Here is a 24,310-nt window from a genome sequence, read left to right on the forward strand (position 1 = left end):
GCGACAGCGGGTGCGATCAGGCGGAAACCAGTTCGCTCACCAGGTTTTCGAAGATCCGCCGCCCGTCGCTTCCGCCCAGGTCGCGATGCGCGGCCGGTTCGATTGCGCGCTCGGGATGCGGCATCATGCCCAGGACCCTGCCATTGGCGCTCAGCACCCCGGCAATGTCACGGCGCGAGCCGTTGCAATTGTCGCTGTAGCGGAACGCCACCCGGTCCTCGCCTTCGAGCCGGTCAAGCGTATCCTCGTCGGCGAAGTAATTGCCGTCGTGGTGGGCGACCGGGATGCGCAGCGTCTCGTCCTTGTCGAATCCGCTGGTGAAGGGCGAACTGGTATTGGCGACGGCAAGCTCGACCGTTCGGCATACGAAGGTCTGCTGGGCATTGCGCATCAGCGCGCCGGGAAGCAGCCCGCTTTCGGTGAGAACCTGGAAGCCGTTGCAAACGCCGAGCACCGGGACACCCGCCTCGGCTGCGGAAACCACGGCGCGCAGGATCGGGCTCTTGGCAGCCATCGCGCCCGAGCGCAGGTAGTCGCCATAGGAAAACCCGCCGGGCAGGGCGATGAAGTCGAGCCTTTCGGGAAGCGCGGCATCGCCGTGCCAGACGCGGATTGCCTCTTCGCCGGTCACCGCCTCGATTGCGACCGCCATGTCGCGATCGCAATTCGATCCCGGAAAGGTGATGACAGCCGCGCGGAATGCCATCAGGCCGGCTCCCCAACCGGATTGCCCGCATCATCGAGAATCTCGATCGCGTAATCCTCGATCACCATGTTGGCGAGCAATTGCCGGCACATCGCGTCGATCGTCTCGCGGCTGGTGCCATCGGCGAGATCCATCTCGATCATCCGGCCGATGCGCACGTCCTCGACCCCGTCGAAACCGAGATGGTCGAGCGAATGGTGCACCGCGCGGCCCTGCGGGTCGAGCACGCCGGGCTTGAGACGGACGAGGATGCGGGTTTTCATGCAGCGGCCTTTCGGATCGTTTCGCGCGACACATCGCTGCGCGCGGTGGGATGCGAGTCTTGCCCGGAGCCTATAGCGTCCATGCGCCAAGGTGCAATCTCTGGCAGTCGGGCAATCCTCCACCGGCTCGCGCGCTGTCAGTCACCGCTTTCGACGAGGCGCGCCGGTGCATGCTGGGGCAGGTCCGAGGCCGGCGGCCGGGTGACCTGGTCTTCCGGCTCGGCAGGCAGGACGAGAAACTCGACCGCCTCGCCCGGTTCGAGCCAGGTACGCGCCGTGCGCACGATCTCGTCGGGCGTGATCGCGCTCAGCGTGGCGGGGCCTGCAAACCAGCGGTCGAGCCGGTCGCTGCGGCTTTGCGCGCGCGCGGCAAGCCCCATCCATCCGCCGAGCGATTTGAGCGCGTTGTCATAGGCTTCGATCAGCGGCTGGCGCGCGCGTTCGACGAGGTCGTCATCGACCCCGCCTTCGCGAATATCCCCGATCACCTCGCGTATCGCGGCGCGCACGGTCTCGACCTCGCTCGCCTCGACGGGGCCGGAAACCGTGAAGGTGCCATAGCCGGGATAGATCTGGCTCGGCGCGCTCACCGCCTGGACCGAATAGGCCTGGCCCAGCTCTTCACGCAGCCGCTCGGTCAGGGCGAGCCGCAGCACCCGCGCGGTGAGCGAGAGCCTGAGCGTTTCAGCAAGATCGCTATCGTCGCGGGTCGGCCAAACCAGCCGCACCAACGCCTGGTCCGCTTCGCCCTCGTGGCGGATCACGTGCACGCCGCGGGTCTCGGTGAAGCGGCGCTCGCGCGCTTCGCCGCGTTCGTGGAAGGCGGGCTCGCGCTCAGGCAGCGCGCCGAGCGTCGCCGCAAAGGCCGCGATCGCCGCGTCCTCGTCGAAATCGCCCACCAGCGCGGCCTCGATCGCGCCGTTTTCGAGCCGGTCAGCGATCACCGCCTCGAGCCGTGCGAAATCGAGCGCGAAATAGTCGTCGCGGGACTGGAGGGTGAAACGCGGATCGCCGTCCGACAGGATCGCGCCCTGTTTCGCGCCATAGGCTCCGGCAGGCGTGGCAAGGATCGAGCGGAAGTAGTTGTCGATCCCGCGGCGAAAGCGCTCGATCGCTTCGGGCCGGTAGCCGGGATCGGTCAGCCCGGCGGCGATCAACTGCATTTGCAGCGCCAGATCGCGCCGCGTCGTGGCGCCCGAAAAGGCAAAGGCATCAGAGGTGTTGGAGACGCGCAATCCCACGCTTCGCCCGGCGAGAACGCTGAGCAATTCATCCTGGCTGTGCGCGCCAAGTCCGCCTGCCGGAAGCGAGCCGATCAGATAGGTCGCCAGCGGGTCCTCGCGCGTGTTCATCAGGCGGCCGCCATCGACCGAAACGCGAAAGCGCACCTGGTCCTCGCGGATATCGGTGGCTTTCAGCGTTAGCCGCGCGCCGTTTTCGAAGGTGAGGTAGCGAAAGCCGAGGCGTTCGTCGCGCGTGTCGGTGACGACCCGGCCCGGCTCCCCGAAATCGTCATAGGCGAAATTGGCAGGCGCTTGTGTCTCGGGCGCAGCGACCGGGCGCGCCATGGCTTCGTCAAAGGCCGCGCGCAGAGCCTGTCTGCCGCCCTCGGGTGCGGTGCGGCCCTGGAACCGGATCAGCGGAGCGGTGAGCGGCGCGGCGTCCGCGCGCAATGCGGCGAGAACGCTTCCGGGGGTGAAATCCCTAGCCATTTCCTCGAACAGCCCGAGCTGAAAACGCGGCTCGGTGGGGATCGCCTCGCGCGAGACCAGAGCGAGCGCGCTGCCGGCCAGGGCGCGATTGCTGCGTGTGCTCGCCGCTTCCACCCGGTTTTCGAGCGCGGTGCGGATATTGGCGAGCTGTTCGGCGATCTCGGCCTCGGTAAAGCCATGGATCAGCGCGCGGTTGACCGTATGGACCGCGGCGCTCACGCCCCTTTCCCACTGGCCGTCCTCGCTCGACACAACGATTGTGGTGGAGCGCGCGTCCTCGAATATGTCGCGGCTGGCGAGCCGGGCGGATCGAAACGGCGCATCGGCCTCGCGCGCGAGGCGGGCAAGGCGGCGATTGACGATCGCATAGCCAACCATGCGCAGCGCACCCGCGCGGCGATTGGCGATCGTGTCGGGCCGGTCGCGCCACGGCCCGAGCGCGGTGATCGTCACGCTCTCGGACAGCGCCGGGTCGAGGTAGACATGCGTTTCACCGCGGCGGGTGATATCGACCGGCCCGGTCTCGGGATCGACCGGCGCAGCGCCGCCATCCCAGCTGGCAAACCAGTGGCGCAGCCGCTCTTCCACCAGCGCAGCGGGAAAATCGCCGATGATGACAAGCGTGGTGTTGGCTGGCGTGTACGTGCGTTCATACAGCGCGCGCAGCTGATCGGCGGTCGCGTTCTCGAGCGTTTCGAGCGTGCCGATCGGCCGCCGCTCGGTGAAGCGCGCGCCAGGTGCGAGAAAGTCGCTGGCATCCTCGCGCGCCTTGGCCGCGTAATTGCGCCGGTCACGCCGTTCGGCGAGCACCACGCCGCGTTCACGTTCGACCGCGTCCGGTGCGATGGTCAGCTCGCTCGCGGTCTCGCGCATCAGCATCAGCGCAGTATCGAGCAGGTCCGCATCGTTGCGCGGCAGGTTGAGCATGTAGGTGATCGCCTCGTATCCGGTAGAGGCATTGGTGTCCGCGCCGAATGCGAGCCCCTCGCGCTCGAGCAGCTTGACCATCTCGCCTTCGGGGATGTTGGCCGAGCCGTTGAAGGCCATGTGCTCGAGAAAGTGCGACAGTCCGCGTTCGGCATCGGTTTCGTCGAGCGAACCCGAATCGATCCGCATCCGCACCACGGCCGTGCCGTCGGGCGTGGCATTTTCGCGCAGGATATAGCGCATCCCGTTGGGCAAGTGCCCGAAGACGAAGCCCGGATCGACCGGCACGTCGCTTGTCTCGAACGGCCACACCGTCTGCTCGCCGGTCGTCGCCACGGGCTGCTCTGCCACGAGCGAGGCAGGAGCGATGATGCTTGCCGAAAGAAGCAGGAGAGCGGCGCAGCGCGCGGTGCGGGATTTCATGCGCGCAAGGCTGCCCCATGCCGCGCGCGATAACAAGATGGTGAAGGTCGCAATTGCGCCGCGGCGATGCCGGGCCGGCGCTATTTCTTGGCCGGAGGGGTGCCGCGAAGGCGCGAGCGGTGGCTCGACATGTCGAGCACTTCGCCCGGACCGTTGTCATCGCCCTGGAGCAGACCAAGGCGGCGCGCGACCTCGCGATAGGCTTCTTCCTCGCCGCCGAGGTCGCGGCGGAAGCGGTCCTTGTCGAGCTTTTCGCCGCTCGCCATGTCCCACAGCCTGCAACCATCGGGGCTGATTTCGTCGGCGAGGATCACGCGGCTGTAATCGCCATCGTATAGCCGCCCGAATTCGAGCTTGAAGTCGACCAGGCGGATATCGATCCCGGCAAACATCCCGCACAGGAAATCGTTGATCCGGATCGCCATCGAGGAAATGTCGTGCATCTCCTCGTTCGAGGCCCAGTTGAAGCAGGCGATATGCTCTTCCGCGATCAGCGGATCGCCCAGCGCATCGTCCTTGTAGTAATATTCGATCAGCGTGTGCGGCAGCGGTTCGCCTTCCTCGATGCCGAGGCGCTTGGAAATCGAACCGGCTGCGACATTGCGGACCACGACCTCGATCGGGATGATCTCGACCTGCCGCACGAGCTGTTCGCGCATGTTGAGGCGGCGGATGAAATGGGTCGGGATGCCGATATGCGAAAGCCGGGTGAAGACATGTTCGCTGATGCGGTTGTTGATCACGCCTTTGCCGTTGATCGTGCCCTTCTTCTCCGCGTTGAAGGCGGTCGCATCGTCCTTGAAATACTGGATGAGCGTGCCGGGCTCGGGACCCTCGTAGAGGATCTTGGCCTTGCCTTCGTAGATCTTGGAGCGGCGGGACATACGATCTGGCCTCTCTGGGCTTTTCCCTCTGCAGCGAGTGGTGCCCGGGGGCGGAATCGAACCACCGACACGCGGATTTTCAATCCGCTGCTCTACCCCTGAGCTACCCGGGCATTCGCTGCGGCGACGATCCGGGTCGATGCGACCCCGATCGGCGAGCAAATGAGAGCGGCGCTATGGCGAAGGCCGCGCGCATTGGCAAGAGGAAAACGGGCGATTTTTTGCCTCTATTCGTCGCCGGCAATGCTTTCGGGGTCAACCGGTTCGCCGGGCACGGAATAGCCATCGCCGAACCACCGCGCGAGATCGCGGTCGCGGCAGCGCTGCGAGCAGAAGGGGGCCTGCGCCTCGGTGCGCGGTTTCCTGCAGATAGGACAGGGTCGGGCGGGACTGGTCATGCGCTCACGATCTGGGCATGCGGCGCTTCGAGTGCAAGCGCCGGGTCGATCTTGATCCGCACGTCCCGGCCCGTGCGGCGGCGCAATTCGTCGGTCCATTCGGGCTTGAGCCGCGCCTTGAGAGCAGGGTGCACCGTCAGCAGCGTGACCCCTGCACCGCTGGCGCGTTCGGCAACCCGCATGGCATAACGTGCGCACAGCGCGGTGCGCGAGCTTGCAAAGCGGTGGAGCAAGGATGGTCCCTGTAGCCGGGTCACGATCTGGACGAGGCCAAAACCGTTCATCGCTGTGTGTTCATGCGCCCAGCCCGATAGCGCCTCGTCCAGCGCGGCATCCACGGCACGCCGATCGGCCTTGGCCTGAAGCGTGGGAAAGTCGATCCCGATATTGCCGCCGATCTCGAACCAGCGCAGTGCCCGGGCGATCGCGGGCACGGCTGCGAGTGCGAGTGCGCGCGGCGGCAGGTTGCCATCGACATCGATTACCGTCATCGCGGGCGTGACGCTGCACAGGATGTCGCCGCCGGGAAAGGCGACCGCGCCTGACGAGGCCGCCTGCCAGACCTCTTCCCATGCCCCCTCCTCGAACGCGCGCACCTCGCGCGCATCCGGCAGAAACTTGCCGGGTTGTGCTGCATTATCGGGCATCGGCTCGCCTTCGAGCCAGCGCGCGCTGGCGCGTTTGAGCCGTCCGCGCTCGGCGATCGGGGCGCGCACGATCACCACTTGGCCGCTGGCGCCTTCGGTGGCGGAGCGGGGCAGGTGATCGACCAGTGCCTCTGTGCCATTGGCGAGCCGCACGGTGCCGCGCCGCGTGCCGCCACGGCGGGAGACGAGCTGCGCTTCGTGGACGTCGCCTGCGGTGATTTCGCCCGGCCAGTGCAGCCTTGCCGCGATCACTTGTCCGCCATCGACCAGCACAGCGCGGGTCTCGCCGATGCCGCGCTCGACCAGCCACTCGGCGCTCGCATCAGTCAAGGGCCAGCCCTGCGGATTTGAGCAAAGCGCGGGTTTCGTAAAGCGGCAGGCCCATCACGCCCGAATGGCTTCCACGCATCCACTGGATCAACGCCTCGGCCATGCCCTGGATCGCGTAGCCGCCTGCCTTGCCGTGCCATTCACCCCCGGCGATATAGGCATCGATTTCCCGCGGCGAGAGCGATTTGAACCGCACGATATTCGCATTGAGCCGTTCTCGCAGCATCCCGTCGGGGGCGCGCAGGACCACGCTTGTCAGGACATCGTGACGGCGGCCCGAAAGCAATTCGAGGCAGCGGCGCGCCTCGTCTTCGGTCTCGGTCTTGGGGAGGATGCGGCGCCCTGCGGCGACCACTGTATCGCCCGTGAGCACATAGCCGGAAGCTTCGATGGCGAGCGCCTTTTCGCGGCCCATGCGCAGCGCGTAATCACGCGGGCGCTCGCCCGCTTGCGGTGTCTCGTCGATATCGGCCGGGGCGATCGCATCGGGTTCAATACCAAGCCGCGCGAGCAGGTCGCGCCGCCGGGGCGAGGCCGAGGCAAGTGTGAGGTGAAGCGCGCTCATCCCGTCAGGCCGGGGCGCGATCGCTTACGAGGGCCCGGGACCGCCGCGGCCCGGCATAAAGCGGTAGGTGATGCGTGCCTTGGTGAGATCGTAGGGCGTGAGTTCGCACAATACCTCGTCTCCGGTCAGCACGCGGATGCGGTTCTTGCGCATCTTGCCCGCGGTGTGACCGAGCACTTCATGGCCGTTTTCAAGCTCTACCCGGAACATCGCATTGGGCAGCAGCTCGACGACGCGCCCGCGCATTTCGAGAAGTTCTTCCTTGGCCATGTAATTCCTGTTCTTGCTCCGCGAGACGATGGCTGTTCGCGGTCCTGCGCGCGCCATTTAGCGATGCCGGGCGCAAAAGGGAAGAGTCGAGCATTGCCAGTGCGATGGGGGCATGCGGCAAAACTGCCGCCGTTTGCAGGTGCTCCGATCCCTCGCGAAGACGCGCCGCGTTGCAAAGCGATACAAAACAGCCGCTTGCCCGCCGGGCATTTTGGGCCGAAAGGGCGGGCGATGACCCGCAATTCCCTTTCCCGTGTCGCCTGGCTCTCGGGCGCGTGCCTGCTTGCACTTGCATCGCCCCCGCTATCGGCTCGTCAGGACGATGACGGCGCGCAAGGCGAGAGCACAGACCGATCGGGCGAGGCGGCGCCCGGCGCCATCATCGTCAGCGCCGAGAGGCTTCGCGGCCAGCTCGATGTCGAGCAGGCGCCGATCCTCGAACTCGGCGAGGAGGATATCGCCGCCGAAGGCGTGACCTCGATCGCCGACCTGATCACACAAATTACCGATCAGGCCGGCTCTGCGCGCGGGCGCGGCGGCGGCGGGCGGCCGGTGATCCTCATCAACGGCATCCGCGTCGGCTCCTTCCGCGAATTCTCCAACTACCCGCCCGAAGCGCTCGAAAGGCTCGAAGTCTTTCCCGAGGAGGTCGCCCAGCGTTTCGGCTTTCCGCCCGACCGGCGGGTGATCAACCTGATCCTCAAGGACAATTACCGCAATGCCGAGGTCGAGCTCGAATTCGAGGGCGCGGCGCGCGGCGGTTATGCGAGGCGTGAGCAGGAACTCGGCTTTCTCCAGATCGCCGACGGGGCGCGTATCAATGTCAGCCTCGAGGCGAGCGATACGACGCCGTTCACCGAGGATGAGCGGCCGATCGTGCAGACGGCCAGCTCTATCTCCGATATCGCGGGCGATCCTGACCAGGCGCCGTTCCGCAGCCTGTCAGCCGATTCGCGCAGCCTTGAGGGCAATGTGAGCTGGGCCAAGGCGCTGATCGACAGCGGCATCTCGCTATCGGCCAATGCCAATTATCAGCGCGATGACAGCCTGAGCCTCGAAGGGCTCAACACCGTGGTCCTGACGGGCCCGGCAGGCGACAGCGTGCTGCGCACCTATGGCGAGGAAAGCCCGCTTACTCAGAGGACTGCGCGCGACACGTTCTCGACCTCGGGTTCGCTGACCAGCCCGGTCAACGCCTTTCGCCTGACTGCGACCTATGATGCGAGCCTTGCCGAGACGACCCAGCAGATCGACCGGCGCTTCGACGGTTCGGCTTTCCAGGCCGATGCTGCCTCGGGTGCGCTCGCGCTCGATGGACCGCTGCCTTCATTCGTCGATGGCGGCTTCGACACCGCGTTTTCGCGCACCATGAACGCCAGCACCCTTGCGACCTTGCGCGGGCCGCTTGCCCAGCTTCCGGGCGGCGAACTGATCGCGACCTTCGATACAGGCTATGACTGGACCCGCTTCGAAAGCGAAGACACCCGCAGCGCGCTGCCGCTCGAACTGACGCGCGGTGACCTCACCGGCGGGGCCAATTTCGTCATCCCGATCACCAGCCGCCGCAATGGCTTTGCCGATGCGCTTGGTTCGTTCACTCTCACCGCGCAGGCGGGCGTCCAGCACCTTTCCGATTTCGGGACGCTGGGCGATTACACGCTCGGCCTTACATGGTCGCCGATCGACGATCTCGACCTGTCGGCGACGCGCATTTACCGCGAGGTCGCACCGGGCTTGAACGCGCTCGGAGCGCCGCGGGTCGAAACGCTCAACGAACCGGTGTTCGACTTCACGACCGGCGACACCGTGCTCGCGACCGTCATCAGTGGTGGCAATCCCGACCTCCTGGCCGAGAGCCAGCAGGACTGGAAATTCGCGGCGAACTGGCGATTGCCCTTTGCCCGGCGAGCGCGCTTCACGCTCGAATATGTCCGCAATCGTTCCGAAGACGTGACCAGCAGCTTCCCGCAGGTCAGCGAGGCGATCGAGGCGGCTTTTCCGGGCCGGGTGATCCGCGATGGTTCGGGCCAGCTGATCGCGATTGACCGGCGCCCTGTGACCTTTGCCGAGACCCGCGCCGAGCGGCTGAGCTTCGGCCTGTCGCTGCGCGGTTCGATCGGCGGCGGCAATGAGCGCGGCAGGCGCAGCGCGGCGAGCACTCCGGCGCGCTCCGCGCAGCCCGCCCGGCCCGAAGCCCAGCCGACCAACGGCGATAATGCGCGGGGCGAAGGTCGGCGCGCACCGCCGAGCGCCGGGCAGCGCGCGGCTTTCCAGCAATTCCGCGCGCGCATCTGCGCCGATGACGGGCTCGACGTGCTGATGCGGCTCGCCGAGGCCGCGGCCAGTGGCGAGGACCTTTCCGCGACCATTCCCGGCTTTGATGCACGGCGTTTCGAGCGCCTGCTTGCCCGCGTGCGCGGCGAAGACGGCGCAATCGACCCGCAGCGGCTCGCCCGAGTGCGCGAGCGCATCTGCAGCTTCAATCCCGCCAGCGCTGGCGAAGGGCAGGGCGGCGAGGCGGGGTCGGGCGAACGCCGCAGCAGACCGCGTGGTGCCGGGTTTGCAGCGTTTCGCGAAATCGCCTGCGGCGCGGACGGCGAGGCGCGCATCCGGGCGCTGGTCGCGCGCATCGATGCGGGCGAGGACGTGTCCGACGAACTGCCCGGTTTCGACCCGGCGCGCGCGGGCCGCATGATAGACCGGCTGCGCGGAGACGATGGCGAAATTTCCTCGGCGCGTATCGCGAGGCTGCGCGAGCGGATGTGCGCTCCCGATGGCGCGGACTGGGGCCAGCAGACCGCCGGCGAGGCGCGCGGCGGCCCGCCAGCCGGTTTCAACCCGCTGGCACGCCGCAGTTTTCGCGGCTTTCGCTATTTCATCTCGCTCAACCACCAGGTCGAGCTTGCCAATTCGGTCCTGATCGCACCCGGTCTCGCACCGCTCGACCTGCTCGAAGGCGAGGGGACTGGCGCGTTCGGCCTGCCGCGCCACACATCGCGGCTCGAAGCCGGGATTTTCGGTGCGGGCGTCGGGATGCGCGCCTCGGCGCGCTATACCGGCGAAGCGCGGATAGCGGGATCGAGCGCGGATGGATCGGGTGACCTGTTCTTCGGCGATATCGCCACGCTCAACCTGCGCGTCTTCGGCGATCTCGGCCAGCTGGCAGGTAGCGAGGAGGGACTGCTGCGCAACATGCGGGTCTCGCTGCGGCTCGACAACGTGTTCGACGCCCAGCGTTCGATCACCGAAGCCGATGGAGACACGCCGGTGACCTACCAGCCATTCCTGGTCGATCCGGTCGGTCGCTATGTCGGGATCGAGCTGCGCAAGCTGTTCTGAACAAGGCTCAGCCGGGTCAGTTCACCGAAAAGCGCGGGAACATCCAGGCTTGGCCCTGCTGCGGCTCGAACGGTTTCCATGCACCTTCGTCCTGGGCGAGCCGATCCGCGATCGCGACCATCACGCTGGGATTGACGCCAAGCCCGCAATGGCTCGCGCGCACGCGGATGTTTTCGCAATCCTCGCGCGAACCGCATTGCACGCTTCCGTGCCAGTGAACGACGCCATCGGTCTTGGTGAAGATCGAGGTGGTGGGCACGGGCGGCGCTTGGTCAAGCGCCTGGAAACGCCCGTCGCGCATCGGCTCGGGTTCCTTGCCGTTGAGCCATTCGAACAGGCGACGTGCATTCGAGACACCGCGATCATTGGTGATCGGGCTGCCGAGGCTTATCACCAGCCGCACCTTTTCGGGATGAAGCTTGGCCAGTTCGCGCGCGAGCACGCCGCCAAGGCTCCAGCCGATGAGAGAGACCTTGCGCCCGCTTTCCTCATGGGTGCGCGCAAGCTGATCCTGAAGCCGGGCGACAAGCGCGTTGTCGACGCGGACATTGCGGCCCGATTCCCAGCCATGCGCGTCGTAGCCAAGGTCACCGAGAAGACCGCGCATCGGCCGGGTCGAATTGTTGGTCGCCATGAAGCCGGGAAGGCAGATCACCGGATGGCCGTCGCCCCTGGGAAGGTTGCTTGCTAGCAGCGGGCGCGAAAGGAAGAACGCGCCGAGTTCGGTCATGGCGCGGCCGCCTTCGGCTAGGGTCCATATCCGCGATGGCCCGCGCGACCCGCTCGTGGAATTGCTGTCAGCGCGCAACTGGCCCGCATCGGGCGCGATAGATGCCATCAATCGGTCTCCTTGGCATTGCTGCCCTTGGTTTTTCGGGTTGCTTCAGCCGGTCTACGCTTGGCCGGTGCCTTTTGTTTCGCCGGCTTCGCGCTTGCAGAAGCGGATTTGGCTGGCGATTTTGCGCGAGGCATTGCTTTTGCCTTGGCCTTGCCCGCTGATTTCGCGAACTTTTCGCCGGTCTGTCTGGTCTTGGGTTTGCGTGCCGGTTTTTCTTCTGCCGCGCGCGCCGCGGCCAGCAATTCGTCAAAGCCGTCCTGGATGCACTGCGCGTAAAACTCGGGATCGGGCATGATCGTGCGGCAGGCGGTGAAGCTGATATAGGCCTCGTCGACATAGGACTGGACGACATGGGCAAGGCCCAGCCCCTCGGTCAGGCAGATGAGCGACAGCGCCATGCTTTCGAGCCGCGCCCCGGCCGAATAGATATGCACCGGCGGCCCGGGCACGTTGGTCACCACCGTGTTGAACGGCATGGCGAAGCGATGCGCGAGGCTGACGCGATTGAACAGCTGCGCGCCCAACGCCATGTAGAACAGCGGATTGACCTTGCTCACCTCGGTCATTCGCCGCGCTCCGACCGCATTGGTCATCGCCTTGGAATTGCTCGTCTGGCCATAGACATAGGCGAGCCGTTCGGCCGGGTCGGAAATATGCGTGCCGAGCGGGGCGACCATGGCCGAGACCTGGTTGCCCATATCGCCCTTTTCGCCCTTGGCGCGCACCGAGATCGGCGCCATCGCGGTCATCGTGCCCTTGGGCAGGTCGCCCTTGGCGGTAAGATATTTGTGCAAGGCGCCGCCGACCACCGCCAGTGCGACATCGTTGACCTTCGCGCCTTCGTGGAGCGAGCGGACCGATTTGAATTCGGCAAGGTCGAAGCAGCAGCCCTCGACCACGCGATGGGCGGAGATCGAGCGGTTGAACCGCGTGCGCGGCGGCATCATGTCGGTGCTGAGCCTGAAGTCCTTGGCGACCAACCCCTTGATCGCGCTCGCCACGCCGGGGATTGCCTGGGCGGCGACCTGCGCCTGTTTGAGCGGGTTGAGCAGCGCATTGACATAGCTCTTGCCCAGCAATTCGACCGGGCCGGGCACTTTTTCGGGCTTCCAGTCGTCGGGCTGTTCCGGTTCGGAGACATCGGGGGTCAGCGTGTGCATCGCCTCCATCAGGTCGATCCCGCTCATCCCGTCGATCGCCGAATGGTGGACCTTGGTGACGAACGCGAAGCAGCCCTTGGGATAGCCGCGGACATTGTCGAGCCCCTCGACCACGGTGAACTCCCATGGCGGACGGGTGAGATCGAGCGGGCGTGCATGGATGCGCGCGGCCTGGATGCACAATTGCCGCCAGTCGCCCGGTTCGGGCAGCGCGATATGGCGGACATGGTATTCGAGATCGAAATCGGGGTCCTCGATCCAGTAGGGGTAATCGAGGTCGAAGGGGACGCGCACCAGCCGCTGGCGCATGGTCCTGGACAGCCGCATCCGGCTTTCCATGAAGGACAGGATATCCTTGAAGCGGACGAAGCCATCGGGCGCGGTCGCCGGATTGTAGATCAGGACGCTGCCGATATGCATCGGCGAATTGGGCGATTCCATCGCGACGAACGAGGAATCCATGCCTTGCAACTGCCGCAAATGTCTCTCCTGCTGTGCCTTCGGTAAACCAAGGGCTCGCGGCCCGTTTTCGGGCTCTTTGGTGGAGGCTAGGCAGGAACCGGGCCGCGCACAAGCTGACGCGCGCGTGAGGTGGGGATGATGTCTATGCCAAGCGCGGCTGGAGCGCGTCTCCTGCGGCAACCCCGCTCGCCCAGGCCCATTGGAAATTGTAGCCGCCCAGCCACCCGGTAACATCGACCGCCTCGCCGATCGCGAACAGGCCCGGCACCTTGCGCGCCTCCATCGTCTTGCTCGACAGTTCGGACGTGGCAATGCCGCCGATCGTGACCTCGGCCTTGGCGAACCCCTCGGTCCCGCTCGGGCGAAAGCGCCAGTCGGCGAGCTTTCGCGCCGTTTCGCGCAGCGCCTTGTCGGGCGCATTGCCAAGCTCGCTTTCGATCCCGATCCGCTCTGCCAGCGCATCGGCGAGCCGGTCGGGCAAGTGTTCGCGCAGCACGGTCTTCAGGTGGACGCGCGGACGCTCGCGCTTGGCTTCGACCAGCCATTCGTCTCCTTCTCCCGCGCGGAAATCGATCCCTACCTCCTCGCCCGCGCGCCAATAGGACGATGCCTGAAGGATCGCCGGGCCGGAAAGCCCCTTGTGCGTGAAGAGCGCCGCCTCGTCGAAGGCCGCTTTGCCCGCGCGCGCGGTGACGGGGGCGGAGACGCCCGACAATTCGCGGAACAGCACGTCCTCGCCGCCCAGGGTCAGCGGGACGAGCGCGGGGCGCGGTTCGACGACCTTGAGACCGAATTGCCGTGCGAGTTCATAGGCAAAGCCGGTCGCGCCCATCTTGGGGATCGACGGCCCGCCGGTCGCGATCACCAGCGCGGGTGCGGCGTAACTTTCCCCGGAAGCCGAGACAGCGAAAGTGTCGCCTTCCTTCACCACCGCGGTGACATCGGCTTTGCAGATGACATCGACGCTGCCCGGACATTCATCGAGCAGCATCTGGACGATCTGTTTCGCAGACCCGTCGCAGAAGAGCTGGCCCAGCGTCTTTTCGTGCCAGGCAATGCCGTGCTTTTCGACGAGGTCGAGAAAGTCGCGCGGGGTGTAGCGTGCGAGCGCCGACTTGGCGAAATGGGGATTGGCCGAAAGATATTGGGCAGGCCCGGCATCGATATTGGTGAAATTGCACCGCCCACCGCCCGAGATCAGGATCTTCTTGCCCGGCTTTTCCGCGCGTTCGAGCACCGCGATGCGAAGCCCGCGCTGGCCAGCGCGCGCCGCGCACATCAGTCCGGCAGCGCCCGCGCCGAGGATTATCGCGTCGAATTTTCTCACCTTTGTGCCGATAGTCACCAGCGCGCGCATTGCCAATCGCGCGTGTCGATCCCTATCTACAGCCGCATGGCCAAGACCCCTGCCGGCACGCCCCACGATCCGCGCGGGGCCGAACGTTTCAACGAGGAACGCGCAGCGCGCACCGTCGCGAGCGCGCAGCCCAATCTTGATGCCGGGGTGAACGCGATCCGCAATGTCGTGCGCACGCTCAAGCCGGTGCCGGGCGTCTATCGCATGCTCGATAGCCGCGGCGACGTGCTCTACGTGGGCAAGGCGCGCAGCCTGAAGGCGCGGGTGGCGAATTACACCCAGCTCGCCCAGCTCTCCGGGCGGCTCAAGCGCATGGTGTCGCAATGCCGCGGGATGGAGATCGTAACCACCAATTCGGAAGCCGAGGCGCTCCTGCTCGAAGCGCAGCTGATCAAGCGCTTTCGTCCGCCCTTCAACGTGCTGCTGCGCGACGACAAGAGCTTTCCGTTCATCCTGCTGCGCGCCGATCACAAATATCCGCGCATCCACAAGCATCGCGGCGCGCGCCGGGCCAAGGGCAATTATTACGGGCCGTTCGCCAGCGCGGGCAGCGTCAACACCACGCTCAACGCGCTGCAGAAACTGTTCCTGCTCAGAAGCTGCACCGACAGTTTCTTCAACAATCGCGACCGGCCCTGCCTGCTCTACCAGATCAAGAGATGTTCGGCCCCTTGTGTCGGGAGGATCAGCGAGGACGATTACCAGGGGCTGGTTGACCAGGCGAAGGAGTTTCTTGCCGGCAAGTCGGGCAAAGTGCAGGCCGATCTCGAAAAGCAGATGGCCAAGGCCGCCGAGGATCTCGATTTCGAGACCGCGGCAATCCTGCGCGACCGGCTGCGCGCGGCGACATTCATCCAGGGCAGCCAGGCGATCAACGCGAAAAGCGTGGGCGATGCCGATGTCTTCGCGCTCGCTGCCAAGGGCGGGCATATCGGGGTGCAGGCCTTCTTCATCCGCGGCGGGCAGAACTGGGGGCACCGCGCCTTTTTTCCCAGCCACACCAAGGAAGTGGACGAGGACCAGGTGCTCGCCGACGTGATCCTGCAATTCTACGAGGAAGTGCCGCCGCCGCCGACCGTGCTGGTCGACCGGAACCTGCCCGAAAGCGAGTTGATCGAGGCGGCATTGAGCGAGCTGGCGGACCGCAAGGTGACCCTCTCGATCCCGCAGCGCGGCGACCGGCGCAAACTGATGAAACAGGCGCAGAAAAACGCGGTCGATGCGCTCGAACGGCGGCTGGCCGAGGCCGGGACCAAGGCAAAGACCCACCGCGAACTGGCCGAGTTCCTCGAGCTGGACGAACCGCCCAAGCGCATCGAGGTCTATGACAACAGCCATATCCAGGGCGCCAAGGCGGTCGGGGCGATGATCGTCGCCAGCCCCGAAGGCTTTGAAAAGTCGCAATATCGCAAGTTCAACATCAAGACCGCTCAGACCAATGACGATTTCGCGATGATGCGCGAGGTCATGCAGCGGCGGTTTGCCCGCGCGATGAAGGAAGACCCCGATCGCGAGCGCGAGGGCGTGTGGCCCGACCTCGTGCTGGTCGATGGCGGAAAGGGGCAATTGTCGAGCGTGATGGAAGTGCTTGGCGAACTCGGCATCGAGGATATCGCCGTCATCGGCATCGCCAAGGGGCCGCATCACGGGCGCGCGGGACGCGAAGTGTTCCACTTCCCCGACGGGCGCGAGAAGACTCTGCCGACCAATTCGCCGGTGCTGTTCTACGCCCAGCGACTACGCGACGAGGTGCACCGCTTCGTCATCGGCGCCCACCGTGCCAAGCGCTCGAAGGCGATCACCGCTTCACCGCTCGACGAGATCCCCGGCATCGGCCCGGCGCGAAAGCGCGCGCTGCTGCTCCATTTCGGCACCGCCTCGAAAGTCCGCGCCGCCGCGCTCGAAGACCTGCAACGCGCCCCCGGCGTGAGCGATGCGGTCGCGCGCAAGATCTATGACTTTTACCACGCGAGCGGCTAGGACCAGCCGATGCAGCCAGGAGAGGCCCGGGTCAAAGTCGAACGGATCGGCAAGGAAGGCGAGCCGATCGTCATCATCGACAATTTCACCGGCCAGGTCGAAAGGCTGCGGGCTATGGGCGAGGCCGCGCGATATTACCCCGCCGGGGTCGATTATCCCGGCATCCGCGCGCCGGCCGACCCGTCCTATCTCGATATCAGGCGCGATCTGATGATGCAGGTGATGGGCGAAGTCTTCGGGCTGCGGCGTTCGATACAGTGCGAGATTGCCGCCTTCAGCGTGGTGACGTCAGCGCCCGATAACCTGTCGCCGCGCCAGCGCATCCCGCATCATGACCATAGCGATCCCGGCCGGGTGGCGATCATGCATTATCTCGACGGACCCGAAAGCGGCGGGACGGCGTTCTACCGCCATGTGCGCACAGGGTTCGAGGCAATCACGCCCGATCGGGAATCCGTCTATGCCGCCGCGCTCGAGGATGACGAGCGCGAGTTCGGCCCGCCGCCCCAAGGCTATCCGCGCGCCAGCGAGCGCTTCGAACAGATCGCCTGTATAGAGGCGCAGCCAGACCGGCTTGCGCTCTATCGCGGGAGGCAATTGCATTCGGGTGTCATTCCCGATCCCGCCGCGCTGTCAGACGATCCCGGGCAAGGCCGGCTGACCGTCAACATGTTCCTCTACGGCAGCTGACCCGCCCGCGCGCGGCTCAGAGCAGGTTGCCACGCGTCTCGTCGCGGTGCTTCTTGAGATAGCGCATGAAAGGCGTGCCGCCGGTGCCGACATCGGTGTCGTTGCCCGCGCTCTTCTTGCCCTGCTTGTTGATATAGCTCGCCGCATATTCGAGGTGGCGCGAACGGAAATCGGCGACCGCCTGGATATTGGCGTTGTAGGCAGCGGTGAGGCCGGCATGATCGACCCGCTTGGCAAAGGCGCGCAAGGTGCTGGCGCGGCGGGTGTCGTCGACAAAGCCGCGATGGCCGCCCGGGCGGTATTCGTGCAACTGGTCGAGGAATTCGCGCAAGGGGTCGCTCGCATGGCCCACGCCCATCAGCGCGTCCATGCTCGGAACGATCGAGCTTTGCGAGCCGGTCTGCCCGCGATAGGCCTGGGCGGCATTGCCGAATTTCTCGACGCCTTCGTAGATCACCCCGTCGGGCAGCGCCGGATTGTCCTTCCAGCCGTGGATATAGGGGCGCACCCGCTCGAAATAGATATAGGGGTCGCACTTTTCCGGCATCCGGTCGAACAGCGCGTTGATTTTCTCCCAGGTCGCGGCCATCGCCTCGAGCTGCCCGCGCGCGGCCTCGGGATCATCGGCATCGACCGCCGCGACAACGTCGGCAAAGCGCGCCAGCGCCGCGCCTGCCTGCGCCTCGATCGCGACATGGACGAGCACGAACCATGCCTCGTCCTGGCCGCCGAGAAAGTTCTGGACCATGCGGATATTGTCGAGCCCCATCGGCTTTGCCGGGTCGATCAGCGTCCAGTTGTCGAGCACGTAATTGGCATAAGTCAAAAGCGGCTGCTGGCCCGCCGCATCGCCCAGTGCGACCATCGGCACGGCGAGGCAGGGGGGCAGGATATTGGTGACCGTGTTCTCGCCCCAGACATAGGCCTGCACCATGAAGGTGTAGTGGACCACCGCCATGCGAAGCTGCGCATTTGTGAGCGTTGCCGGATCGGCAAGGTCGCGGGGATCGGGCAGGTTCGCTTTCAGGAACGCGCGCACTTGCCCCGAGGGCAGGACATGCGGCAATTGCAGCGCCACCCGCGCCGCGTCGGCCCAGCCATCGGTGAAAGTAACCGCTCCGGCGTCGTAGCGACACAGGAAGCCGCCCTCGCGCGACATGTCATAGTCTTCGAGCGGAAGGATGCTGTGGTTGCGATCGGTAGCGGCGAGGGTGGCCATGATTGGTTCTGTCCCGTGGTCTGAGTCGGAATGCCGCGCAATCATAGCGCTTTCGGGATCGAATTTCCTTGCAAACAGCGTTGCCATCGACTCGTCGCTGCAATATCGTGCGGTGATGGACAGGATTGACCGCACGATATTGCACGAGCTCGAAAGCGACGGGCGGCTCAGCAATGCCAATCTCGCCGCGCGCGTCGGGTTGTCGCCCTCGGCGTGCCTGAGGCGGGTGCAGGAACTGGAACGCTCGGGGCTAATCCGCGGCTATCGCGCCGTGCTCGACCGCAGCCGGCTGGGCGGGGCGGTGACGATTTTCGTGATGGTGGGACTGAGCGCGCATCTGACCAAGGATGCCCGCGAATTCGAGGCGGCGATGGAGGCCGCGCCCGAAGTGCGCGAGTGCCACAATATAACCGGCTCGGTCGAATATCTGCTGCGGGTCGAGGTCGATGACCTCTCGCAATACAAGACCTTTCATGCCGACACGCTCGGCACTCTGCCGCAGGTGGCGAGCATCACCTCGCATATCAGCCTCGGCTCCTCGAAGGACCTGCGCGGCTGAACACACATACGAAATGGCCCGGCCCGCGCACGAACGCGGACCGGGCCATTTGCGTGTCAGTTATCGCGGTCGATCAGCAGGGATAGGTCCATGCCGAACCGCGCGCGAGGTTGTCGCTGGCGAACTTCCAGTTGAGCTTGCCGCTCACCACCGCGTCGAGATAGGCCGGTCGCTTGTTCTGGTGGTCGAGGTAATAGGCGTGCTCCCACACGTCGATCACCAGCAGCGGGTTGAAGCCCTGGTCGGCGATCGTGTCGCCATCGTGGGTTTCCTCGACCGACAATTCGCCGTTCTTTTCGGCCAGCCACACCCAGCCGCTGGCAAAGTGGCCGGCGCCGCGCGACTTCAATTCGTCTTTGAGCTTGTCGATCGAACCGAAAGCGGCCTCGATCTTGGATTTCAGCTCGTCCGAGCACTCGGTCTCGCTTTCGGCCATCGAGTGCCAGTAGAAACCGTGGTTCCAGCTTTGCGCGGCATTGTTGAACAGGCCCTGGTTCGATCCGCGCGCGGCCGCGATCACCTCTTCGAGCGACTTGTCGGCGTGTTCGGTGCCTTCGATCGCGTCATTGGTCTTGTCGATATAGGCCTGGTGGTGCTTGCCATGGTGGTAGGAAAGTGTCTCGGCCGAAATCGCGGGCGAAAGCGCGGTGTCGGCATAGGGAAGGTCGATAAGTTTGAAAGCCATGAGATGAGATCCCTCTCGTTTGCGTGTGTTCAGATAACCAATGCCCGGGCGCGATAATCGTTGCAGGCAGACTTGCAAAGGGGCGCGCTAGGCGGCGAATTGTGCGCGGCGGGCGGCAAGGTCGCTTTCAAGCTGGGCATTCTCGACCCAGGTCGCATGAACCCCGCTCGAAGTCTTGTGCGGCAGCCGCGCGCGCGCGATCGGGCCGCGGGCGATGTCGGCGGCATCGAGGATGGCGAGCTCGCTTGTTCCGCTGTTCTCGTCGATCAGGAAGGTGACCAGATAGCCGTCATCCTCGCGTTGAGCGCCCTTGCGCGGCACCATCGGGCTTTCGCTGGCATAGACGCCGTCGGGCAGGGTGAAGACCTCTTCCTCTCCGGTCTGCGTGTCGTGGCGGACATAGCCGTTGAACAGGAACCAGCCGGGCCGGGTGGTGGTCGACCAGACATAGCGGCTCGGGCGCATCAGGTAATCGGGATTGATCGTGCCGAACTCGGCAATCCGGTCCGACAGGCGCTCCTCGCGGCATTCGCCGGTATCCAGGTTGAAGCGCCAGCGGTGAAGCCGGCTCTGGAACGAGTGTTCGTCGACATAGGCCATCATGTGGCTGTATTCGCCCGCTTCCTCGATCGGATCGGGCATCGGCTTGTCCTGGTAATAGCCTTCGAGCACGACCTGATCGGATCCGTCCGGTGCGGTCTCTTCCCAGGCATTGGTCCAATGAAGGACATAGGTAGGCGAGGCCTCGAACCAGCGGATGTCCCCGGGCTCGCCATGGCGCGGGATCAGCGCGAACCGCGTCGGCTCGCCCTCGTGGATGCGTGCCGCGTGAATGTCGCGCTTGAGCAGTTCGGCATCCCAGTAGAGCGGCATGTCGTTGAGGATCGAGAAGTTCCTCGTGATCGCCATATCGTGCGGCAGGCGCGGACCTGACAGCGGGATCGGCGTGTAATGGACCAGCTTGCCGCCGCGATCGACCACGCCGTAATGCATGAAGGGTGCGTGCTTGGAATAGTTGAAGAACATGCACTCGCCGGTGCTTTCGTCGACCTTGGGATGGGCTGAAACCCCGTCGAGCGGGCCCCACGGCGCCTTGCCCAGCGTCTCCAGCGTGACAGGATCGACCTGCCAGGCCTCGCCGCACTGGTAGAAGGTCGCCAGCGCCACGCCTGCATGGACGATGATATCGGTGCTTCCGGTGTCCTTGAGCCCGCCATGCGCTCCGAATCCGGGGCGCTTCGACGTGCCCGGCGGGTCCATCAGCCCGCCCCAAAGCGATTGGCCGGCAATCTGTTCGGCCTCGAAACAATGGGTGCGCACGAACCGGTTGCGATAGCTCGCGCGTCCGCCCGAAATGCGCACCTGGTGGATCATCGCGTCGCCATCGAAGGGGTGATAGCGGCCCAGAGGCTGGTGCACCGGGTTCTCGGTATTGCGCAGATAGATGCCGTCGATGTCTTCGGGGATCGCGCCCTCGATCACTTCGAGCTCGTCCACCTCGGTTTCCTCGTGCACCGGGGTCCACGGGCCCGAAAGATAGGGGTGGTTCGATGGTTCGAGACTGGTGCGAACCGGCGGTTGGCGCGTGACCTGCATGACCTCTCCCGAAAAGACCGGCCTACCGTATCGATCGATTGCCGCATCGCCAACCGGCCCGAAGCAAGGTCAGTCGCGTTTCTTGCGTTTCCGCATCATGCCTTCTTGCGCGACGCTGGCGACGAGATCGCCCCTGCGGTTGTAGATCCGCCCGCGATTGAAGCCGCGCCCGCTGCCCGACCATGGCGAATCGGTGGCATAGAGCAGCCATTCATCGGCGCGGGTGTGCTCGTCGATCGGGCGATGAAACCAGATCGCGTGGTCGAGGCTCGCCCCGACCAGTTCGCCGCGCATCCACGAAAGGCCATGCGGCAGCGCGCTGGTGCCGAGCAGCGTGTAGTCGCTTGCATAAGTAATCACGGCGCGGTGGAGCGCGGGATCGTCGGGCAGGGGAGCGACGGTCCGGAACCAGCTATGCGCGCGCGGCGGCTTGGGGTCCGAATTCATCCAGTGCAGCTTGTCATGCGTGCGCATCTCGATCGCGCGCGGGCGCAGCATCAGCGCGCGCTGCGCATCGTTAAGCCTGTCGCCGAGTTTTTCGACGGTCTCGCGACGCACCTCCATATCGGGGCGCAGGTCATCCGGCCCGACGACATCGGGCATCGGCGCATCCTCGTGTTCGAGGCCGGTCTCCGGCGTCTGAAAGCTCGCGGTGAGGTTGAGGATCGGGCAGGGCATGCCGTCATCGCCCTCCTGCGTGGCCACCACCCGGCGATTGGCAAAGCTGCGCCCGTCGAAATCGCGCGCGATGCGGTATTTAATCGGCGCGCCCTCGCGCCCTCCGCGCAGGAAATAGGCGTGGAGCGAATGCGCGGTCTTGCCATCGGTGACGCTGGCCTGCGCAGCCTGCAAGGCCTGGGCAAGCACCTGTCCGCCAAAGACGCGGCCCACGCCGCCCTTCTGCTGGCGGCCGCAATATATATCGGCCGCGCGCTTTTCGACCGTGAGCAACTTGACCAGCCCATCGACGAGCTGTTGCGGGTCGGCGGATCGGGTGTCGTTGTCATCGCTCATCGCAGGCCCGCAATGGGGAGCGGCGAGGGCGAGGTCAAGCCGGAGGCGTTCGCGGAGTGAGGCCGAGCTTGCGCAGAGCGCGGAAGGCGAGAGATTTCACGCGGTTGGTGGCCGGCCAGCGTCGCGGCGCACGCGGGGCGAGACCGAAATTGCGAAGCATCCGGTTGAAGGCACGCGCCTCGCTCTCGCGATAGCTCCAGGCCGAACGCCAGGTGATCGACAGCGAGATCGAGCTTGCGGGTCCGTTGCGGACGAAATGAGGCGCCATGACCGGGACATAGACCGCTTCGCCCGGTGTCAGCGCGTATTCTCGGGCGCTGTCCATGAAGCCATCGTCCCAGGCCAGTTCGCGCGGGCCGCCGCAATGATAGCTCTCGTGCACCGCATCGGGCGCAAAGCGCGGATCGCCGGCGGGAAATTGGGTCATGACCTTGGTGCCTTCGACCTGGAGCAGGATGTTGTGCTCGGGATCGAAATGATAGGGCGTGACTGCCAATGGCGATGAAATGAAGACGAAACCCTGGGGGGTGAGGATGTCCCCGGTCGCCGCGCGGATCGGTTCGGCCAGTTCGCCCGTCAACGCGTCGAGCAGCGCCCTGTAGGCGGGCACCTGCTCGATATTCTTGAGCACCGCCCAGCTGTTCGCTCCGTCGATATCGCGGATCGTCGCGCCGATCGAGCGGCCGGTCGGCTCGGGCTTTCCGTCGACCCCGATCGGCAGATCACCGCGATTGTATTCGACACTGGTGTCGGGGAGGCTGGTGGCAAGCTCGGCCAGCGCGCCGCGTTCGAGCAGCGGGTGGTGGCCGAGCCGGTGTTCGAGCCGGTGCGGGATCTCGGGATAGTGCACGGCGAAATGGCGGCGCGCTGCCGCATCGAAGACGGTGCCGGCCTCGCCCGGTGCGCTTCGCTTCGCCTGATCGGCCCAGCTCTTGTCGGGTGCGTTCATGCGCGGCGTCCCTTGCGGTTTTCCCAGGCGCTGAGCCCTGCAAATAGCGCCCGGCGCACGCGGCCGCCGATCGCGATATTGCGCGCTTCGATAACGCGCTTTTCGCGCCACAGCCGTTCGATCATGGTGTGGCCGGGACGCGCGCAGCTATCGGTCCAGGCGATCCCGTCGCGTTCGAGCAGATCGAGGTTCTCGATCTGGAGCAGCAGGCCGGGCGAATAGCGCGCATAGGCCTCGTCATAGGCGGTCTTGAAGCTGTAGGCGCCGGGAGGGGTGAGAAAGTTTGCGAGCATGGCGACAGGCTTGCCATCGAGCCGCAATGCGAGCCGTTCGAGCCGGCCTGCCTTGGCCGCGCCCTCGAGCGTTTCGGTGAAGAAATCGCAGGTGGCGGTTCGGCTGGCGAGCGCCGAGCGCGCTTCCCCCTTCCAGCCTGCCGCCTCGAGCGCGACGAATTCGCGCGCCCACTCGGCAGGGTCGGTGGCATCTTCGCAGCGCTCGAAGCTGAGCGTGCCGCATTCGCCGAGCCGCTTCTTCTGGCGCCGCAATTCCTTGCGGTTCTTGGCGCTCATCGCGCCTTGCCAATAGGCGTCCGGGCTGGCGGGCGACGCCAGCATCGCCCGCTCACCCCTGTCGACCGTGACTGCCGCGCAGGAACGCTCGCGCGTGACCGCATCGAGGGCGCGCGCGACCGGGCCATCGGCAGGCAATTCGGCGAGGTGGAGGAACAGCGCTGTCCCGGCATGGCGATCGCAATGGTCGAGCACGCATTGCCAGAACGCCTGCTCCCCATGCTTTGCCACCAGCGGCACGCCGCAAAAGGCGTTGTCGTGGAGCCATGAGGCGATGTGCGCGATGCGATAGCCGTAATAATCACCGCGCTGCGCGATCGGCATCAGCCCGATCAGGGCGTCTCCCTCCCAGACGGTGAGCAGGGCGCATTCGTCCGGCTCGGCCAGGTGTCTGAGCGAGGGAAGGAGAAACCACGGTTCAAAGAACGGATTGGGCTCGCTCGCGCGGGTAGCGAGGGCCCGCCAGGCCGCGACAAGGGCAGGGTCCTGCGTCTGCGTCACAGGGACGATCGCCGCGCGCGGATCCGCGCCGCGCGCCGCCTGTGCAGCGGGCGTGCCGACTGTGCGAAAGATCGCGTTTCCCGGCTTGCGCGCAAGCTCCGTCATGGTTCCCTCTGGCGCGGCCGCGCCCGATTGCGCACCGCGCGCAAGGGATTAGCGCATACGCGTTAAGAATCCCTGTTAGGCCCGCGGGAGGCGGAAAACGGAGGAGCCAAAAGGCGAAGGCCCCGCCCGGATCGCTCCGGACGGGGCCTTGCATGAGCCGGT

Annotated in this window: 21 protein-coding genes and 1 tRNA gene; 4 read left to right on the plus strand and 18 right to left on the minus strand. The window is 65.6% G+C overall.

Features of this window, described 5'->3' with window-relative positions:
- Positions 1–16 precede the first annotated feature (16 nt).
- From purQ to infA, 9 genes are all read right to left on the minus strand, one after another.
- Complete coding sequence (gene purQ / locus ACKTSM_RS05930) at positions 17–706, minus strand: phosphoribosylformylglycinamidine synthase subunit PurQ (RefSeq protein ID WP_407876201.1); 690 nt, start codon at positions 704–706, stop codon at positions 17–19.
- Positions 706–969, minus strand: coding sequence for a phosphoribosylformylglycinamidine synthase subunit PurS (gene purS / locus ACKTSM_RS05935; protein WP_407876202.1), 264 nt, complete (start codon positions 967–969; stop codon positions 706–708). The genes purQ and purS overlap by 1 nt, the downstream gene beginning before the upstream one ends.
- A 137-nt stretch (positions 970–1,106) precedes the next feature.
- Positions 1,107–4,031 carry a M16 family metallopeptidase gene (locus tag ACKTSM_RS05940; RefSeq protein ID WP_407876203.1) on the minus strand — a complete coding sequence of 975 codons (2,925 nt, stop codon included), beginning with the start codon at positions 4,029–4,031 and terminating at the stop codon, positions 1,107–1,109.
- An 80-nt stretch (positions 4,032–4,111) separates the two neighbouring features.
- Positions 4,112–4,915: a phosphoribosylaminoimidazolesuccinocarboxamide synthase gene (gene purC / locus ACKTSM_RS05945; RefSeq protein ID WP_407876204.1), complete on the minus strand. Its 804-nt coding sequence runs from the start codon at positions 4,913–4,915 to the stop codon at positions 4,112–4,114.
- Between the two features lie 38 nt (positions 4,916–4,953).
- A tRNA-Phe gene (locus ACKTSM_RS05950) sits at positions 4,954–5,028 on the minus strand.
- 114 nt (positions 5,029–5,142) lie between these two features.
- Positions 5,143–5,412 (minus strand): DNA gyrase inhibitor YacG, encoded by a 270-nt coding sequence (locus tag ACKTSM_RS05955; protein WP_407876205.1) that lies wholly within the window; start codon positions 5,410–5,412, stop codon positions 5,143–5,145.
- Positions 5,310–6,290, minus strand: a complete 981-nt coding sequence (locus ACKTSM_RS05960) for a ribonuclease E/G (RefSeq protein WP_407876206.1) — start codon at positions 6,288–6,290, stop codon at positions 5,310–5,312. Before ACKTSM_RS05960 ends, ACKTSM_RS05955 begins: the two co-directional genes overlap by 103 nt.
- Complete coding sequence (locus ACKTSM_RS05965) at positions 6,283–6,855, minus strand: Maf family protein (protein WP_407876207.1); 573 nt, start codon at positions 6,853–6,855, stop codon at positions 6,283–6,285. The genes ACKTSM_RS05960 and ACKTSM_RS05965 overlap by 8 nt, the downstream gene beginning before the upstream one ends.
- Positions 6,856–6,879: 24 nt before the next feature.
- Entirely contained in the window at positions 6,880–7,125 is a 246-nt protein-coding gene (infA, locus tag ACKTSM_RS05970; RefSeq protein WP_407876208.1) for a translation initiation factor IF-1, read from the minus strand.
- Positions 7,126–7,356: 231 nt separating this feature from the next.
- On the opposite strand from infA, the gene ACKTSM_RS05975 reads away from it, so the two are divergent.
- Positions 7,357–10,464 (plus strand): hypothetical protein, encoded by a 3,108-nt coding sequence (locus ACKTSM_RS05975; protein WP_407876209.1) that lies wholly within the window; start codon positions 7,357–7,359, stop codon positions 10,462–10,464.
- A gap of 16 nt (positions 10,465–10,480) precedes the next feature.
- Here ACKTSM_RS05975 and ACKTSM_RS05980 read toward each other — a convergent pair whose 3' ends face one another.
- The 3 genes from ACKTSM_RS05980 to ACKTSM_RS05990 all read right to left on the minus strand — a co-directional run bounded on the left by ACKTSM_RS05980 (position 10,481) and on the right by ACKTSM_RS05990 (position 14,203).
- On the minus strand, positions 10,481–11,302 hold the full coding sequence (locus tag ACKTSM_RS05980) for an esterase/lipase family protein (RefSeq protein ID WP_407876210.1): 822 nt from the start codon (positions 11,300–11,302) through the stop codon (positions 10,481–10,483).
- On the minus strand, positions 11,302–12,924 hold the full coding sequence (locus ACKTSM_RS05985; RefSeq protein WP_407876211.1) for a WS/DGAT/MGAT family O-acyltransferase: 1,623 nt from the start codon (positions 12,922–12,924) through the stop codon (positions 11,302–11,304). Before ACKTSM_RS05985 ends, ACKTSM_RS05980 begins: the two co-directional genes overlap by 1 nt.
- Before the next feature lie 142 nt (positions 12,925–13,066).
- Positions 13,067–14,203: an NAD(P)/FAD-dependent oxidoreductase gene (locus tag ACKTSM_RS05990; protein ID WP_407876324.1), complete on the minus strand. Its 1,137-nt coding sequence runs from the start codon at positions 14,201–14,203 to the stop codon at positions 13,067–13,069.
- 114 nt (positions 14,204–14,317) lie between these two features.
- Between ACKTSM_RS05990 and uvrC the strand changes: the two genes are divergently transcribed.
- Both uvrC and ACKTSM_RS06000 read left to right on the plus strand, forming a co-directional pair.
- Positions 14,318–16,261 carry an excinuclease ABC subunit UvrC gene (uvrC, locus tag ACKTSM_RS05995; protein WP_407876325.1) on the plus strand — a complete coding sequence of 648 codons (1,944 nt, stop codon included), beginning with the start codon at positions 14,318–14,320 and terminating at the stop codon, positions 16,259–16,261.
- Positions 16,262–16,270: 9 nt separating this feature from the next.
- On the plus strand, positions 16,271–16,951 hold the full coding sequence (locus ACKTSM_RS06000; RefSeq protein WP_407876212.1) for a DUF6445 family protein: 681 nt from the start codon (positions 16,271–16,273) through the stop codon (positions 16,949–16,951).
- 16 nt (positions 16,952–16,967) lie between these two features.
- Here ACKTSM_RS06000 and ACKTSM_RS06005 read toward each other — a convergent pair whose 3' ends face one another.
- Positions 16,968–18,170: an indoleamine 2,3-dioxygenase gene (locus ACKTSM_RS06005; RefSeq protein ID WP_407876213.1), complete on the minus strand. Its 1,203-nt coding sequence runs from the start codon at positions 18,168–18,170 to the stop codon at positions 16,968–16,970.
- A 115-nt stretch (positions 18,171–18,285) separates the two neighbouring features.
- On the opposite strand from ACKTSM_RS06005, the gene ACKTSM_RS06010 reads away from it, so the two are divergent.
- The gene (locus ACKTSM_RS06010; protein WP_407876214.1) at positions 18,286–18,729 is read left to right on the plus strand and encodes an Lrp/AsnC family transcriptional regulator; all 444 of its coding nucleotides are present in this window, start codon (positions 18,286–18,288) and stop codon (positions 18,727–18,729) included.
- Positions 18,730–18,802: 73 nt separating this feature from the next.
- On the opposite strand, the gene ACKTSM_RS06015 is transcribed toward ACKTSM_RS06010, so the two are convergent.
- The 5 genes from ACKTSM_RS06015 to ACKTSM_RS06035 form a co-directional block, all read right to left on the minus strand.
- The gene (locus ACKTSM_RS06015; protein WP_407876215.1) at positions 18,803–19,414 is read right to left on the minus strand and encodes a superoxide dismutase; all 612 of its coding nucleotides are present in this window, start codon (positions 19,412–19,414) and stop codon (positions 18,803–18,805) included.
- A gap of 87 nt (positions 19,415–19,501) precedes the next feature.
- The gene (locus ACKTSM_RS06020) at positions 19,502–21,010 is read right to left on the minus strand and encodes a carotenoid oxygenase family protein (protein ID WP_407876216.1); all 1,509 of its coding nucleotides are present in this window, start codon (positions 21,008–21,010) and stop codon (positions 19,502–19,504) included.
- Positions 21,011–21,079: 69 nt separating this feature from the next.
- Positions 21,080–22,024, minus strand: a complete 945-nt coding sequence (locus ACKTSM_RS06025; protein ID WP_407876217.1) for an acyl-CoA thioesterase — start codon at positions 22,022–22,024, stop codon at positions 21,080–21,082.
- Positions 22,025–22,058: 34 nt separating this feature from the next.
- The gene (locus ACKTSM_RS06030; RefSeq protein WP_407876218.1) at positions 22,059–22,973 is read right to left on the minus strand and encodes a transcriptional regulator; all 915 of its coding nucleotides are present in this window, start codon (positions 22,971–22,973) and stop codon (positions 22,059–22,061) included.
- Positions 22,970–24,148, minus strand: a complete 1,179-nt coding sequence (locus tag ACKTSM_RS06035) for a GNAT family N-acetyltransferase (protein ID WP_407876219.1) — start codon at positions 24,146–24,148, stop codon at positions 22,970–22,972. The genes ACKTSM_RS06030 and ACKTSM_RS06035 overlap by 4 nt, the downstream gene beginning before the upstream one ends.
- Positions 24,149–24,310: the final 162 nt, after the last annotated feature.

The sequence above is a fragment of the Qipengyuania nanhaisediminis genome (assembly GCF_045862805.1).
Taxonomy (GTDB): Bacteria; Pseudomonadota; Alphaproteobacteria; order Sphingomonadales; family Sphingomonadaceae; genus Erythrobacter; species Erythrobacter nanhaisediminis_A.